Here is a 15,797-nt window from a genome sequence, read left to right on the forward strand (position 1 = left end):
AGATAGCTTCGATGCTCTTCGGTAAGATAAACAGATTGGCTCTTCGATTTCTACTATTCATTTCTGTGCTTGGATTTGCAAGCTGGTCCTGCGGCGGACTCAATGAAGAAAAAGAGATATTGTCCAAATTGGGAGTGCAATGGGGGGACTCTTACCAGAGACCTGAAATTCTTTCCGTAGATCCTCCTGACGGGTCCTTTGAAATCGAAAAAACAAGAAGGATCGTGATCGATTTTAGCAAGTCGATGGACAAGATTTCGACCGAGGCATCCGTAGTTGTTGCTGCAAACGGTGGGAACTCCAACTTTTCGCCATCCTGGGTATTTGATAGCCGATTGATTTTGGATTTTACAACCGGGCTGACCGAGGGAAAGAAATACGAGATTACTTTGAATAAAAGCGGTACAAAGGATACGGAAGGTAATACACTTTCCAAAAACTATCTTACGCGTTTTTATACTGTCGGAGGTGGAAAGCTTCCGAGTGTAACCAGTTCTAATCCACCGAATACCGGAGCACTAGTAGTAGGTTGGCCAGTAGATCAGAATATTGTAATTCAGTTTTCGGAACCTATGGAGGATGCAGTTACTGTCGCTGCGGTGTCAATCGCAGGTGGTCCAGCCTTATTTTTACCAGTATGGAATGTAGATAGGACCGTTTTAACTCTAAGTTTAAAATCCAATCTAGAAATCGGAACCAACTATACTCTTAAGGTGGCAAGTTCTGCAAAGAGCGTCTCTGGAATCCAACTTGCGAGCGACTACCAAGTTATTTTTTCAACTGGAAGCGTTTTCACAAGACCCCAGCTGCAAACCCTCACTTTCGGCACAGTAAATATCGCTCCTACACCGGAACCAACGATCAATCCTGTTTCGGGTGTATCCAAATTTACAGACATTCGATTTGACTTTTCCGAATCGATGGACAGATCGAGTGTGCTAGACGCGATTTCTTTTTCTCCTTCTATTTCAGGAGTTTATTCCTGGAATGGAACTTCGACTGCGGTAACTTTTACTCCGAATCAAGCACTCCAGTCCACGGCCACTTATCGTGTCAAAATGGCTAGTTCCGCAAAATCGGCACAAGGGCAATTGTTAAGCTCCGGTTATATCGCAGATTTTCTGGTGGATGATATTACCGATAGTAGACCAATCGCACTTCCTTTAAGCCCGGCTAATTCTGTAATAGGACATTCCTTTGATAATTCGCCTGGATGCCCGATTTCGGCTACAAACGAGCTGAACTTTGTAGGCTTTCCGAATCAGAGTACGGCGTTTGCGGTTACTCCTCAGGCAGCTTGTGTTCCGAGTTATATGATCGAAGTTCGCTTAAATACGAGCGGAGGGGCGGCACTTGCAACTTTTGGTGACGGGGACGTTTTCTCTAGTTCTACTATTTCTGCGGAATATTTATCCGGTGGTCCGATCACTTCGAATATCAAAATCGCAAAGATAGATTATATTCCATCCGCAAATCCTCAAATCGTAAAAGTATTTTTATCGGGACTTTCTGGAAATGCAGTCCGCTATAAGTTTGGACTAAAGGGTGGAAGTTCCGGAATTAGAGATACGAACGGGAATATCCTCTCTCAAGATTTGGAGTTTATTTTTTATGGACTCTAATCAGAAATTTGGATTCATTTCTTTTCTTTTGCGAATTCGATACTTAGTTTTTATCGGAATGTTTGTTTGCCTTCAAACTAGCTGCTCTCAGTTATTGGATAACGCAAAGGGGCCGCTCGATTTTCTTCCGAACGTAGATGTTCTCCCAGATTCGAATCCTCCTAAAGTGATCTATAGTCTCCCGGTTTCAGGTTCCTCAGGAGTAAATCCGAATACCGAAATTGTGATCGCGTTTTCCAAGTCGATGAACAAGGATTTTACAGAGAGCGGTTTTAGTTTATCCAACAACGGCCAAACGGTTGACGGTGTGTTTCACTGGATGGAAAACATGATGAGCTTTAAACCGTTCAAGCCTTTGACTTCTCCAGGTTTATATACGTACGCGATTTCGAAGTTAAGGGCGGAAAGTTCCGAAGGCGTCAATCTGTTGGATGACCTAAGGATCAATTTTAGCTATAACTCCGATTTATCTCCGCCTAAGGTGGTACAGACGATTCCAGCTAACGGAAGTTCGGGGATTGCGCCTAACACTCTAATTACGGTCATTTTTGATAAGCCGATCGAAGTTCCGACGCTTTTCAGTTCCATTTCTACTAGACCGAATGTGGATTTGGATTTTGGAAGCGCTAGGGTTCTTTCTGGCGGAATGGGTTTTGAATTTAGACCCGCTGCGGATCTAAGTTATGGCACAATTTATACGGTTACGATTCCTACTACTGTGAAGGACACCTTTGGAAATTCTCTAGTGCAGCCTTATACTTTTAGTTTTACGGTGGGTAACGATTTTGTGCCTCCTGATTTATCCAGCATAGAGTTTAAGGAAACTCCAACGATTGTATCCAAAACTCTAGACCTGACTCGTGAGTTTGAAGTTCAAAACGATGTGAATAAGACGGATTTCATGGAAATCACTTTCAATGAACCTATTCAGATGAGCTCGCTTTTGGATGGAGTGAGAATTTCTCCGGCAGTTCCGTTTACTGTTACAGATACTGCCGGAACTAGGACCACTTTTCAGATAAGATTTAGCGAACCACTTTCGGTTGACTCGGTATACAATTTGAATATCACAACTGCAATTCTTGACGATCAAAAGAATAAGCTAAGAAAGAACTATACTTTTTACTTTAAGGTAAACGGAACTACTTCAAGAAAAATTAAAGTGTTAAACGTGTTTTCCGATGCAGGGCTTTCTACTCCGCTTTTAATCAATCAGATCAATACCGGAGCACCTCAGTTAACGGTCGGAACTTGCAATGCGACTGAATGCGATCAAAGTTTGTTCATTCGCTTTTGTTATCCAGATCCGTTGTCTCCTACTTCTTGTACGAATTTGCCAGGGGTTGCTGGTTCTACGATCCAATTGAGCTCAGTGGACGTGCGTATACAAAAAGAGTTCGGTACATCGATTGGCTCTTGCTTGGAATACGCAGATAATGCTTCGGACGTGACTCCAGCCGGTGAGGCACCGAATCATGTAGTGTTTAGCTCTTCGGCTCGTTGTTTGGATCGAAGTTCGACATACTTGATTCGTATCAAAGGCGGTTCGAGTGGAGTCACCGATAATTACGGAAATTTGATGGATGATGATTATACATTTAGGGTAAGATTCCCTTAATTTAATGACTTCTTTCTTCCTGAGAAACAAGGTCACGACTCTAGTGACATTCTTGCTTGTACTTCTTTTGGGAGGGATAAGCCTTAGAGATCTAAAGATAGATTTACTGCCTGATATCTCTTACCCCACTCTCACAGTTATTACGATTTATGAAAATGTTTCTCCTTCTGAAATAGAAACTTTGATTACGAGACCGATCGAGGAGATCGTTTCTTCGGTAAACGGAGTAGATCGAATTACCTCCGAATCCTTAGAGGGTGTTTCTTTGGTCAAGATTCGATTCCGCTGGGGAACGAATATGGATTCGGCTTCGATACAAACTAGGGAGAAGGTGGACTTGGTCAAGGGAAGTCTTCCTATTGATGCAAAGAAGTCCATTGTTCTTAAATTTGATCCGAACGACAGCCCCATCCTTCAAATTGCCGCAATTCCGGTGGGAATCGAGCCCAAAGAGTTAAGATATTTCTTAAAGAAAAATATCGCACCTTACTTCGAGAGAGTCGACGGGATCGCTGCGGTTTCGATTACGGGTGGTTACGAAAAACAGATTCTAGTAAATTTGGATCGCGGAAAGCTGAACGCTTACTCCTTAAGTCCTTCGGAAATCATTCAACGAATCGCATCCAATAATTTTAATTTTCCTGCAGGTAATATCAAGAGAGAAGATCGAGAAATCCTGGTCCGTACCATGGGAGCTTTTGAATCGGTTCAAAGCATTTCGGATCTAGTAGTCAATCTTTCTGAAGCCGGAGCACCGGTGTATTTAAGAAGCATCGCTGAGGTTCAGGATAGCTACAAGGAAAGGACAAGCTCCAGCTTTTTGGACGATGACGAATGCGTCGCAGTCGTTCTAAAAAAGGAAGCAGGGAAAAACAGTGTGTTTGTCGCAGACGCGGCGAAAGAAGTAATAGAATCCTTAAACCAAGAATTCGGCTCTAAGTTGAAGTTAGTCGTGGTTGCCGATCAATCCGAATTCATTCGGGGTTCGATCAGCGGTGTAGCAATCGCAGGTTTGCAAGCGATCTTCATTTGTTTTTTAGTACTCTCTTTCTTTCTCGGAACCTTTAGGGAATCAGCGATCGTAACACTTTCCATTCCGGTTTCTGTTTTGGTCACTTTGGTCATCATGTATTTCCAGGGAATGACTCTGAACACGATGTCCCTGGGTGGTCTAGCTGTTGGTGTAGGTATGATGGTGGATTCGTCCATTGTGGTTTTGGAATCCATTTTTTCTTTCCGAACAAAATACAAAGATAGTTTTACTGCCGCTTTAGATGGAACAAAAGATGTTATAGGATCTTTGTTTTCTTCTACGGTTACTAGCGTTGTAGTGTTTTTGCCGATCCTTTTCATAGAGGGAATTGCCGCTTCTATCTTTAAGGAATTTGCATTAACGATTACATACTCCTTGATTTCCTCCTTTTTTGTTTCGATCAGTTTCATTCCGGTTTTGTGCACGATGCCTATCTTTGCTTCCGAGGGTGGCGGATCTTCGGCCTTTCGTGCATTTTGGAGCTTTCGGGAAAAGGCTCTGAATAGTTTAGAAAATCTTTATATATTTTGGGTCCGGTTTGCGATCCAGAATCCTAAGAAGCTTACCCTGTCAGTTTTGAGTTTGATTCCGATCACTTTCGTGTTGTTTGCACTTCTACCTACGGAATTGATGCCGCAAGTGGAAAAAGCGGAACTAAACGCAAAGATCGTGCTTTCTCCCGGGTCGTCATTGGACAGAACAATCGAGTTGTCCAAAAGGATCATTTCCATTCTGAACGAGACTGGATACGCAGAGCGTACTTTCTTGAAGGCCGGCTATGAAGAAAGAGACTTGATCGTGAATCCTAGAGGAGACTTTGGTCTGAACCGAGCGGATTTGTTTTTGTCTCTCAAGAGCTACCGATACGGAGAAAGATTGATTTCGGAAACCGAAGAGGCTCTAAAGATTTTGGAAAACGAAACCGGTGTCCAGGTTATCTTTACTCCTGCGAAAGATTTGTTATCCGATATTTTGCCTGAATCGAGCGAGGGACTAACCTTAGAAGTTTCGGGTCAGGATTTACATTTGCTAAAAGAGATTTGCTTTGAAATCGCGGATGAAATTTCAAAGCAACCCGGTTTTGGAGAAGTGGTTACCTCGTTTGCGGAAGAAACTCCCGAATTAAGAATATTACTCGACCGAGACAAAATGGCGAGCTTCGGTCTTTCGGTGGAATATGTTGCAAAATCGTTAAGGGCGACCGTAAAAGGAGAGGCAGCAACTAGATTTCGAAGGAACGACGATGAGATTCCGGTTTTAGTGCGAAACCAGGTTAGAGATCGGACAGGAACTGAGTCCATTACGGAAAGCTTATTTAAGCTTCAGTCAGGCGCTTTTGTTCGATTGAGGGATTTCTCGGAAATCGTTTCGGGAACCTCGAGCCGCAAGATTTTACGCTACGATGGCAAAAGAGTAGGCTTGATCAAGGCACAATTTCTGGATATGAAATACAGCGATGCGATTCAGTTAGTCGATCCAATTTTAAAGAAATACTCCGACCGCAAGGAAATCTCGATACTCCCAGGTGAGACGAAAAAGATCATGGATAAGTCCATCGACTCGCTTACATTCGCAATCCTACTTTCGATACTTTTGGTCTACATGGTTTTGGCCTCGAATATGGAAAACATTGGTTTGCCCTTGATCATCCTGTTTTCGATTTTCGTTTCGGGGGCCGGAGTGGGTTTGGGTCTACTATTAACCGGTAAGTCTTTGAATATCGTTTCTGTGATGGGAATGATACTGCTCGCGGGTGTTGTTGTAAACAACGCGATTATTTTGATCGAGTTTTACCAACTCCACGAAAAAGATTATTCTTCGGTGGAGGACCTAGTCATCGCAGGTGGAAGGCGAAGACTCAATCCGATTTTAAGTACTACCGCGACTACGATTTTAGGGATGCTTCCTCTACTGATCACTTTTGGACCTCCTTCTCCTCAGGGACCGATGGCCGCCTCCGTGATGGGAGGGCTGATCGTCTCTACCTTACTCACACTGATTTTTGTTCCAATGGCTTACGTATGGTACTTTAAGAAATTTGCAAGTAGTAAGAAATTAGTATGACAGGTGTATTCGAATTCTTTCTGAGAAGGCGAATCACTACTTTTATGATTTTCCTGGCATTGTCTCTTTGGGGAATTCTATCTCTGAGATTCTTGCCGGTTTCTCTGATGCCTCCGACCGAGTCCCCGGCTCTTTCTGTAATTACAAAGTATCCTGGAGTTGCTCCGTCCAGAATTGAAGAAATCCTCACGAAACCTATGGAAGAACAGATCGTAGGAGTTGGGGGGATCGAGTCGATTTATTCCACTTCCGAAGAGGGAGAGTCCAGGATCAATGTATTGTTTTCTGAAGTGAGGGACATCACTTTAAAAGCAGTCGAACTGAAATCAAAGATCGACTTAATCCGAGATACTTTTCCTAGAGAGGTAGAAGAACCTACAGTGGTCAGGTACGATCCGAGCGATCGTCCTATCTTTATTGTAAAATTAGAATCAACTGTTTACTCTTTGAAAGATCTAAGAGAGATCGCAGAGAATAAAGTAAAGAAGAGACTAGAGAGAGTAGACGGGGTAAGCGAAATACGCGTCGGCGGCGGAAGATACAGAGAAATTACCGTAGAAGTGAATCGGGACGTACTCAATTTTTTGCAAATTCCGCTCTCCGAGGTAATGCAGAGAATCCGCTCTTCGAATGTAGACCTTCCTGCCGGAAGAATTTCAGTCGAAAACCAATGGCTAAATGTAAGGGTCCTCGGAAAATTTCCCGGAATCAAAACGATGGAGGAGATCAGCGTTCGATCTCCTAGCCAGGACAAGCTGATTAAGCTAAAGGACATCGCAAAAGTATACGACGGCAATCGCGATAGAGAAGACATTTCTCGAGAAAACGGAAGCGAGAACGTAACACTTTATATTCAGAAGGCGGGAGACGCAAATACTCTTTCGGTCTGCGAAGGACTCAGAGAAGAACTGCAATTCGTACAATTTCCGAACGTTGCACAGGAAGTAACGTACGACCAATCCGAATTTATACAAGTTTCGATCGATCGGGTGTCCGGTTCTGCTTTGACCGGTGGATTGATTGCTGTCTGTGTGATCTTTTTGTTCCTTAGAAATTTTAGAGCTACCTTGGTCGTAGGCGTGTCTATTCCTTTATCAATTGTGATCACTTTTGCGGTCATGTATTTGAGTAAAACCGGAATTAATGTGATGACTCTCGCAGGACTGGCGTTAGGTGCCGGACTATTGATCGATAACTCGGTCGTAGTGTTGGATCGAATTTTCTTTTTGAGACACCAATTGGATTCTAAGAAAAAGCAACAAATGGAACTCCTTTCTGCAGAGTTGGTTTCCGGAAATGTAAAGAAAGGGAAATCTAAGAAAGAGGAGAAGGCGAAAGAAAAAACAAAAGGGAAGCCAAGAGAAAAGACGAAAGAAAAAGCAAACATAAGAATACAAGATCAAGTTGCGGAGTATACTACAGTTCCTATGCCTGCAAAGTCCGCTCAAAAGTCCGGGCTATCCACAAACTCCGCGCAAGCAGAGACGCTGTATAACTCACAATTGGAGGGACAGCAGAATGCACAGCAGGAAAATCAAAGCATTATAGATCAGTCGGTCTTGAGCTTGTACAAAGAACTCACAGCTTCTACTCTCACGAATATTGCGGTATTTTTTCCTTTCTTTTTGGGTTCCAAGGAACTCAAGCAACTCTATGGTGGAATGGCGTCTACCGTCAGTTTTTCGATTCTAATTTCTTTGGCGGTTTCTTTATTATTCCTTCCGCAACTCGCAAAAATACTTCTGAGAAAGAGGGAAGATTTTGAGTCGATCCACTTTAGGGAGGAGAAAATTTCAAAGGTTCGTTGGATTGGTCCGATCTTTCAAAAAATCTCCAGAGTATTGAATGCGATCAAGCTTGCACTCGGGAAAATACTTCCTAAGAAGTACCTCTACTCTTTTGAGCTAAATAGAGTTCGAAAGTCTTATCTAAACTTACTATCTGTATTTTTTAGAAAGCAGTATTTTGCTTATGCAATCTTGGGCGGAATTGTCCTCGCAGGGACTGCAGTATCACCTTTTCTTAAACAAGAATATATCGATCCAGTAGATGCGGGAGAGATCAAGGCAAGCGTAGAGTTGGAGACAGGCACTCACTTGGAAGCTACCAGCGATCGAGTCAAACGAATCGAGGATACCATCAAGAAGGTTCCTGAAGTAGCAAAGATCTCCTCCAAGATCGAAAAGTGGCACGCAGACCTTTATATAAAATTAAAGCCAATGAACGAGCGCTCCAAAGATTCCCAGGAGCTAATCGAGGAATTCAGGGAATTGACGGATCCTTTGCCGGACGTCTTCGTTTATTTTGTCGAAAATAGTTCCTCGGATTCCAGTCGAGAATTGGACATAGAGTTTATCGGAGACGATCCTGCAAAATTGAAACAAATCGCTAGGGAAGCCGCCGGAAAGCTGAAGACGATCGAAGGCATCCAAGAGACGGTCCTAAGATTTAGAGAAGGAAAGCAGGAGTTCCGACTGAACCTATTTCAGGATAAAATGGCTTTGTCGGGTCTCTCTTCTGAAGAAGTTGGAAATTATGTAAGGACTGCCATCCAAGGTTCGATACCTACTAAGTTTATCGAAGAATCTAAAGAAGTAGATATTCGAGTTCGATTTAGAGAACAAGATCGCCTGAATTTGAGTCAAGTGGCAAACTATAAAATTCCTAGTACTAAATCTTCCGTATCTTTAGCAGAACTTTCCACGATGGTAGAAGCCGAAGGCGAGACCAAGATGTACCGGAAAAACAAAAGGAGGATGGTAACAATCACAGCTAAATTAGGAAATCTTGATTTAGGCTCGGCGGTTACCAAGGCGAGAGAAACCTTAAGCCAGATGAAGTTTCCGGATAATTATTATTATGAATTCGGAAGTACTTTTAAGAAGTTGAAAAAGAACCAAAAAGAAATGGGGTTCATGATTTTTTTGGCGGTATTCTTGATCTATTCTATACTCGCTTCTCTTTTTGAATCGCTGCGGATTCCTTGGATTTTATTAGTGGCGGTTCCGCTTGGAGTATTTGCGGATCTGATCTTATTATTCTTATTTAGGATGTCTCTGAATATTTCAGTGTACATCGGCTTTGTATTGTTAGCCGGAATTGCGATCAATAACTCCATCATGCTAGTGGATCAGGCATTGCATTTATTCAGGGAGAGCCGCGGGAAGGATCGAAAGTTTGCACTGATTCGCGCGATCGTAAGATCTTCCTCAGAAAGACTAAGGCCAATCTTAATGACCACATTGACAACTGTAACTGCTCTGATTCCGACTATGCTGGATTTTGGAGAGGGAAGTCAACTCTGGAGGCCACTTGCAATCACAGTATTTTTTGGACTTAGCATTTCGACCTTCTTGACTTTGTTAGTCGTTCCGATCTTATTTTTCGTTTCGGAAAGGGGAACTTTAGGAACAGGGAAAACAGATCAAAATTGGGTCAGAAGAATCCTTTCGATTTTTCGGAAGAAGTCCGTTTTTGAGGGCTGAAAAACTTGAGGATCAGATTGGATGTGGATCTATATGTAACTTTTTCAAAGATTTAATGAATCCTTGGTCAAAAGTCGCAATTTTGGCTTCTAATGTTTTGCTGGCAGCGGCTAGGACTGCGTCACCATAATCTTTGATATGTTTCGGCCATAAGGAAAGTATAGTTTCCGGGTAATAAGCTGGTTCGAACAGAACCCCTGGATTTGCCATAAGATCCTGAATGATTTGATGGATCTCTTTTTGCTCAACGGAGTAAATGCTTTTGAAAACGAATACAATCTCGGAAATATTGTGAGAGGTCAGTATGACTTCATACTCTAATCGCGAGATTCTTTCCCAAAAGGAAACCATTTTCTGATGTTGTTCTTGGTTTCTTTGGTTCAAGAAGGAAAGGTAACAATTAGTATCTAAAATGAGTTTCATTTAGAATATCTTTTGGCTCTTTCTTCCCATGCTTTCTTAATGTCAGATTTTGTTTCAGTAGATCCTTTATTTAGGAAACCTTTATATTTGAGGAACGGTTTATTCGCAGATTCTATATGAATCCCCTGTTCGTCAATTGACCACTCGATCACGTCCTTCATGGAAAGCTTCAGAGAGTCCCTGATTTCTTTAGGAATCGTTATTTGATACTTTGAAGTTATTTTAGATCTTAGCTTCATGTCCTTACGATAGCACAAAAGGTAAGGACATGTCAAGGTAAATAGGTCAAATCGCAGCAACTATTGGCTTCTAATGTTTTGCTGGTAGCGGCTAAAACAGCAAGCTCAATGGATCTGTTTACTATCCGAGCTTACTTGGAAGTAGAAGTAGAAGAAGAACTAGGAGTGGCTTCTGGAACCGGCTCTCCTTCTTTGATTCCACCAACGTTTCCGATCGCGATGAGCTCTCCCTCGAAAAGATCTCCGGAGATTCTGGATTTTTCTCCGCTGACACCTTCAATCTTGATCTGCTTTTTGAAGAGGAGGCCGTTCTTTGCGGAGAAAATATACCCTTGGTCTTTTTCCTTTCCGGGTAAAATGCTTTTTGCGGGAACATAGAATGCAGGTTGAGGATTGAGGTCTTTGATTTCTGCTCTCGCAAACATCCCGGGTTTCAGTTCGTTTTTGTCGTTTTGGTAGAGGATTTTTACTTCGGAAGCTCTACTTTGCGGATCGACCAGAGGACTGATAATGAGCACTTTGCCTTTGAAGATTCTTTTCGGAAACGCGTCCACTGTGAAATCTACTTCTTGGCCTTCTTTAATTCGGCCCAGGTCAGTTTCGTTGATCGAATATTTGAGCAGAAGTTCGGAATCGTCGACCACTACAAATAGCGCCTGGCTCTCCTTAACTGCTTCTCCTGGAAAAATGGATCGAACTGCGACGATTCCTTTGAGGGGAGAGAGGATCGTGGACTCGTGAATTAAAAGCTTAGTTGCGTCTATGCTCGCTTGGATGTTTTTGAGGTTTGCTACTGCGATGTCTAACTCTGATTTTTCTACAATCGTATTTAAGTCAACGAGTGCATCTTTGAGTTGGCTCTTGTCAGAAGGCACTTTCATGCCGGCCCTTTGTAAGTCTTCGGGTCGGTATCCCACCATAAGAGTGTCTAAGTTCTTTTGCGCTTTGAAATAGTTGGTTTGAGCGGAAACTAGTCCGGTCTCTAATCCTTTTAGTTCGGATTCCGAGACCGCACCTATTTTAAATAATTCTAATTTATTTTGGTACGTTCTATTTAGATTGTCGTAAGTTGCTTTGGAGTCTTTGAGATCTGCACTTGCTTTTTCTATATTTGTGAGTTCTTTTTCGACACGTTGTTTGGACTGTATGTATCTTGCGCGTGTCAACTCAATCTGTTTGTTTTGGACTTCGAAGGAGGCCATATCCTTTTTTAGTTGGATTTCGAGATTGAGTGTTTCGATTTTTGCGAGGGGAGTTCCCTTACTGACCTTGGCGCCTTCTTCCTTGAAGATTTTTTCTACTCTGCCTAAAACCTTGGAGCTTACTTCCGCTTTTTTGTAGTGAGAAACGCTTCCCAAGGCGAAGATTACGGTTTGTTCTTTCGTAAGAGAAAGAGGAACCATTTCGAAAGGTGCTTTTGCGCTTTCTTTTTCTGTCTTGTCCTTTTTTCCGCAATCGATGAAAAGAAGAATGAATAGAATTGAGAGTATATTCAGGAATTTGTATATAGATACTGTAGGAGTCGAAATTCCACGGAGCATATTTAGTTTGTCCTAGTTTTGATTAATTCTAGAGAGTCTAGGTTTGCGCCAACCGCCATTTCTAATTGAGAAACCGCGGTCATGAATTGCACTCTATTTGCGATCATCGCGTTCACGGCTTCCACATAAAAAATTTCGGTTTCGGCCAGGTCTACCCTGCGCACATCTCCGAGACCCACTTGCTTTTCCTTGATTCTTAGTCGTTTTTCAAATACTTTCGCGTTCTCGTCAGCAAGTTTTAAAGCTTCCCAAGCAAGTCTGTAGTTTTGTAGCGCTTTGGAAACTTCGATTCGGATAATATCGTCAAGTTGGGCCCTTGTTAATCTAGCTTGTTCTGCAGCAATTCCGGTTTGTGCAATTTTTCTTTTGTACTGGAGGTTGTCCATAATTCCGAGAGTAGTCGTCGAAGTTAGGGATCGATTCGTATCGTCGTTTCTGGAGATATAATTGGAAGTATCCTGCAGTGTATTTGCGCCCAAAGCCATGCTGACTCTGAAATTGAATCCGTATTCTCTTTGCTTTGGCTCGAATCTGTCCCCGGAGGCTGCGTAAAATCCACCGACAGAGATACTCGGAATATAGAAAGATTTTGCGATTTCGTATTCGGACATTGCCTGTAGCTCAGCTGCCTTGGTGCGATCGAATTCTACCCGAGAACGGAAGGCAAGTCCTACGAGCTGGTCCAAAGGCAATTCCTTGTAGTTAAAAGTAATTCCGTTCAGAATGTCTGCAGCCAATCGAATTCTTGCAGAACTTGGAAGACGCAATTGTATTTTGAATTCCTCGATCCCGCTTAAGAATGAACTTTCTGTCCTCTTGTTTTGTAATATGATTTCGTTTAACCTATTCTCAATTTGCAGTACTTGCACTTCCGTAGTTTCACCGAGCTGCTGTTCTCGCTTGGCAAATCGTAGTTGCTCTTTTTGTCTTTCGATCGAGCGATTTTGCATTTCAAACTGAGCCTTGTTGCTTAGAAGGTTGAAGTAAGCGGAGCGAACTTTGAACTTTAGGTTGTTTACTGCGAGTAGAAAATCATATCTAGAAAGGTTTAGGTCGTTTAGGGCCGCTTGCAACGCAAGAGATCTCCTGCCTCCATCGAATACGATTTGTTCCATCGTAAGTGCCAAACGTTGAGACCTGCTATCAGATTCGTTTTCGATCACGTTCGCGTTTCGGAACCAGGAAACAGAAGCGGTCGGGAAATAGGTTCTCCAGTTTTCCTTAACAATCAGTGTCTTGATGGATTGTTGACTAGAGATAAGTTTCATCTCCGGACTATTTTCTACGGCAATATCCTCTGCTTTTCTCTGATCGAGTACGAGCATCTCATCTCCACCCATTAATAGAGATGGGAAAAGGAACCATAGGAAAAGTAAGAAATTTCTTTTGCTCTTTTGAATCGAGCCGAATGAATTTATCGCATGGAGTTTACGCATTCTTTCGCTTTCCTTGACTTACTTAGCAGATCGTTTCTTTTTCTATTCCCAGAACTTCCATTTGAAACCGCTATTGGTTTCTCTTCCAATGAGCGATGCCAGTCGTCCCGCCACCATTTCAGCTAGTGTGGAATTGTTTTCAAAGATTTCTGTAGGAGCCGATGAGTTTACCTTTACTTGGCCGACCAAACTACCAGAGGAGGAGTAGATTCTTACGAAAATACCTGTGGTGAATTGCTCGTCCAAGATATTGCCGGTCTTTTTTTCATAGATATAGCCATCGATGTATAGATCACATTTTGCTAATGCACATGCTTTTTGAATGGTCTCTTTACTCAGCTCGAAGGGCTTTTCCCCGGAATCAGAGGAAAGGGGAGGTGCAGCAGAGAGTAGACTTGAAGTTGTGGCGGATGGATTTGAGCTCGCCGAACTTGCACCAGCGGGTGCTGAAGCGGAAGTCTGGGATGTTTGGTCTTGCGTTTTACTGACCGAGAGAGACTCTTGGATGACAACATCAATCTCTTCTTTTAATAGAAAGAATCGCAAGTTATTCGTGAAGTTTTCACTGGTAAATCCTGCGAAGTTTGCCGGCTTTGCAGTAAAGCGATCGAGCGCAATTCTTCGAACAGATGGAAACTTTTCGGTAGGATTTTTCGCCTCAGATAGTTCGGTACCCCAACGAACCTTTTGTCTTTGGAATGTGGAACAGGAAGCAAAAGCTACGTAAAATAAAAGCAAAATAGCTATTTGAAGTATCTTCATATTAGCGATGTTTTTTGGGGGAAGTATTTTGTAGCTAAAAAATTTTTTGACCTTTGTGTAACATAAGAAGGGTTGATCTTTGGAAAAATTTGGATAAAAAAGTATTCGCACTACAATAGTGTCCTTTTGGATGGTATAATCAGACACGGTTTTTTGTATGCAGAAGTATTCGATTGCAATCTTGGTTCTTTTATCACTTTTCTCTTATCAATGTGAGTTAAAGGATAAAAACGAAGCATCCGAAAAGTTGCTGAGGCAACTAGTGAACGGATCTGCTACACCTTCTTCAAATACCGCGAACGGAAATGGTGGGTCGACTTACTTTAAAGTAGGTGGTGCGATCTCCGGACTAGGCGGTGGAAAGTCCATTACACTTGCAAATAATATTATAGATACGAGTCCTTTCTTTTTGAACGGTCCATTTCAATTTCCTTTTTCCTACCAAGACGCTGGTACCTACGCCGTTAGTATCACGGTACAACCGGTGGGACAAACGTGCACTCTCGCGAACCAAAACGGTGCGATCTCTGGAGCAGATGTTACAAGCGTGATTGTAATGTGTGGTCCTTGAGTTCTCTTGAGTAAGTTTTGAAACGGGGATTCTTGAGTAAGTTTTGAAACGGAAACCGAATCTGGTCCTCTTGAGTAAGTTAGAAAACGGAAACCGAATCCCGATCCTGCGCCGGCACCTCCTGTGCCGAGCTCCGGAACGCTTTCGCCATCCTGGCTTCGCTTTCGGGATTTCGGCTTTCCGTTTCCTGTTTATTTCTCGGCGTTGGTTGCATTTAGTGTTCGGTTTCCTTTCTAGTGATAGGGTTGGTTTCCGTTTCCTGTTTATTTCTTGGCGTTGGGTGCTTTTAGTGTTCGGTTTCTTGTTCGGTGAGAGGTTGTTGGGGGTTTTCGTTTCCTTTTATTTCTCGGCGATGGCTGCTTTAGTGATCGGTTTCTTCTATTGGCGGATTAGTCGTATATATCCTTTCTATGTCCGAGTGCTATCACCTCTATAATAAGAGTTTGGTCTAAGATATCGTAAATGATTCTATATTCGCCTTTCCGAATACGATAACCATCTCGCCCCTTTAGCTTCTTCGAACCTTGGGGTCTCGGGTTTTTCGCGAGGCTCTCAATTGCTTTGAGGAGGTTTTGTGTTATAGTTTCGGGAAGTTTGTCGAGCTGCTTGGTTGCTGTTTTCGAAAGAAATACAGAATATTCAGGCATGTTGCCTTTTGCGCTTTCTGGTTTTAAGATAGTCTTTTAGAGGAACTCGCTCCTCCTTTTTCGCCTTCACTTCGTCGTAAAGTTTTATATCTTCAAGTTCTTCAGAATCTTCCAGTAACGCTTTATATTCTTTGATCGAAAGAATTACGGAAAGCTTTTTGCCTTTTTCGTTGGTAATGAACTGCGGGTGAATCGATTTCATGTTCGTTCTTCGGTTACTTTTGCGAGCGCTACGTGTTTGAATAAGAGATAATAGATAGGGCTAGCAAAGTCTACTTGTTTTCTTGAGTAAGTTTGGAAACGGGGATTCTTGAGTAAGTTTGGAAACGGGGATTCTTGAGTAAGTTTGGAAACGG

The 15,797-nt window shown here is 42.5% G+C and carries 12 protein-coding genes; 5 read left to right on the forward strand and 7 right to left on the reverse strand.

The features are described 5' to 3' along the window. The first annotated feature begins 11 nt into the window (after positions 1 to 11). From CH373_RS10460 to CH373_RS18820, 4 genes are read left to right on the forward strand one after another with little or no spacing between them, the layout of a single operon-like run. Positions 12 to 1,622, forward strand: a complete 1,611-nt coding sequence (locus tag CH373_RS10460; protein ID WP_100715298.1) for an Ig-like domain-containing domain — start codon at positions 12 to 14, stop codon at positions 1,620 to 1,622. Continuing rightward, the gene (locus CH373_RS10465; RefSeq protein WP_100715297.1) at positions 1,612 to 3,240 is read left to right on the forward strand and encodes an Ig-like domain-containing domain; all 1,629 of its coding nucleotides are present in this window, start codon (positions 1,612 to 1,614) and stop codon (positions 3,238 to 3,240) included. Before CH373_RS10460 ends, CH373_RS10465 begins: the two co-directional genes overlap by 11 nt. 4 nt (positions 3,241 to 3,244) lie before the next feature. After that, positions 3,245 to 6,337, forward strand: coding sequence for an efflux RND transporter permease subunit (locus CH373_RS10470; RefSeq protein ID WP_100715296.1), 3,093 nt, complete (start codon positions 3,245 to 3,247; stop codon positions 6,335 to 6,337). Further along, positions 6,334 to 9,822, forward strand: coding sequence for an efflux RND transporter permease subunit (locus CH373_RS18820; RefSeq protein WP_243393352.1), 3,489 nt, complete (start codon positions 6,334 to 6,336; stop codon positions 9,820 to 9,822). Before CH373_RS10470 ends, CH373_RS18820 begins: the two co-directional genes overlap by 4 nt. Before the next feature lie 12 nt (positions 9,823 to 9,834). Here CH373_RS18820 and CH373_RS10480 read toward each other — a convergent pair whose 3' ends face one another. From CH373_RS10480 to CH373_RS10500, 5 genes are all read right to left on the reverse strand, one after another. After that, positions 9,835 to 10,245, reverse strand: a complete 411-nt coding sequence (locus tag CH373_RS10480; protein WP_100715295.1) for a type II toxin-antitoxin system VapC family toxin — start codon at positions 10,243 to 10,245, stop codon at positions 9,835 to 9,837. After that, positions 10,242 to 10,544: an AbrB/MazE/SpoVT family DNA-binding domain-containing protein gene (locus tag CH373_RS10485; RefSeq protein ID WP_243393353.1), complete on the reverse strand. Its 303-nt coding sequence runs from the start codon at positions 10,542 to 10,544 to the stop codon at positions 10,242 to 10,244. Before CH373_RS10485 ends, CH373_RS10480 begins: the two co-directional genes overlap by 4 nt. A gap of 71 nt (positions 10,545 to 10,615) precedes the next feature. After that, on the reverse strand, positions 10,616 to 12,025 hold the full coding sequence (locus CH373_RS10490; RefSeq protein ID WP_100715294.1) for an efflux RND transporter periplasmic adaptor subunit: 1,410 nt from the start codon (positions 12,023 to 12,025) through the stop codon (positions 10,616 to 10,618). 2 nt (positions 12,026 to 12,027) lie between these two features. Next, on the reverse strand, positions 12,028 to 13,461 hold the full coding sequence (locus CH373_RS10495; RefSeq protein ID WP_100715293.1) for a TolC family protein: 1,434 nt from the start codon (positions 13,459 to 13,461) through the stop codon (positions 12,028 to 12,030). Between the two features lie 42 nt (positions 13,462 to 13,503). Continuing rightward, positions 13,504 to 14,223, reverse strand: a complete 720-nt coding sequence (locus CH373_RS10500; protein WP_100715315.1) for a lipoprotein — start codon at positions 14,221 to 14,223, stop codon at positions 13,504 to 13,506. Positions 14,224 to 14,380: 157 nt separating this feature from the next. On the opposite strand from CH373_RS10500, the gene CH373_RS10505 reads away from it, so the two are divergent. Continuing rightward, complete coding sequence (locus CH373_RS10505; RefSeq protein ID WP_100715292.1) at positions 14,381 to 14,794, forward strand: hemagglutinin; 414 nt, start codon at positions 14,381 to 14,383, stop codon at positions 14,792 to 14,794. Positions 14,795 to 15,183: 389 nt separating this feature from the next. On the opposite strand, the gene CH373_RS10510 is transcribed toward CH373_RS10505, so the two are convergent. Next, positions 15,184 to 15,441: a type II toxin-antitoxin system RelE family toxin gene (locus tag CH373_RS10510; protein WP_100715291.1), complete on the reverse strand. Its 258-nt coding sequence runs from the start codon at positions 15,439 to 15,441 to the stop codon at positions 15,184 to 15,186. Next, a complete protein-coding gene (locus CH373_RS10515; protein ID WP_100715290.1) occupies positions 15,434 to 15,643 on the reverse strand; it encodes a hypothetical protein in 210 nt (69 codons plus the stop codon). The genes CH373_RS10510 and CH373_RS10515 overlap by 8 nt, the downstream gene beginning before the upstream one ends. Positions 15,644 to 15,797: the final 154 nt, after the last annotated feature.

This window comes from Leptospira perolatii (assembly GCF_002811875.1).
Lineage (GTDB): Bacteria > Spirochaetota > Leptospiria > Leptospirales > Leptospiraceae > Leptospira_B > Leptospira_B perolatii.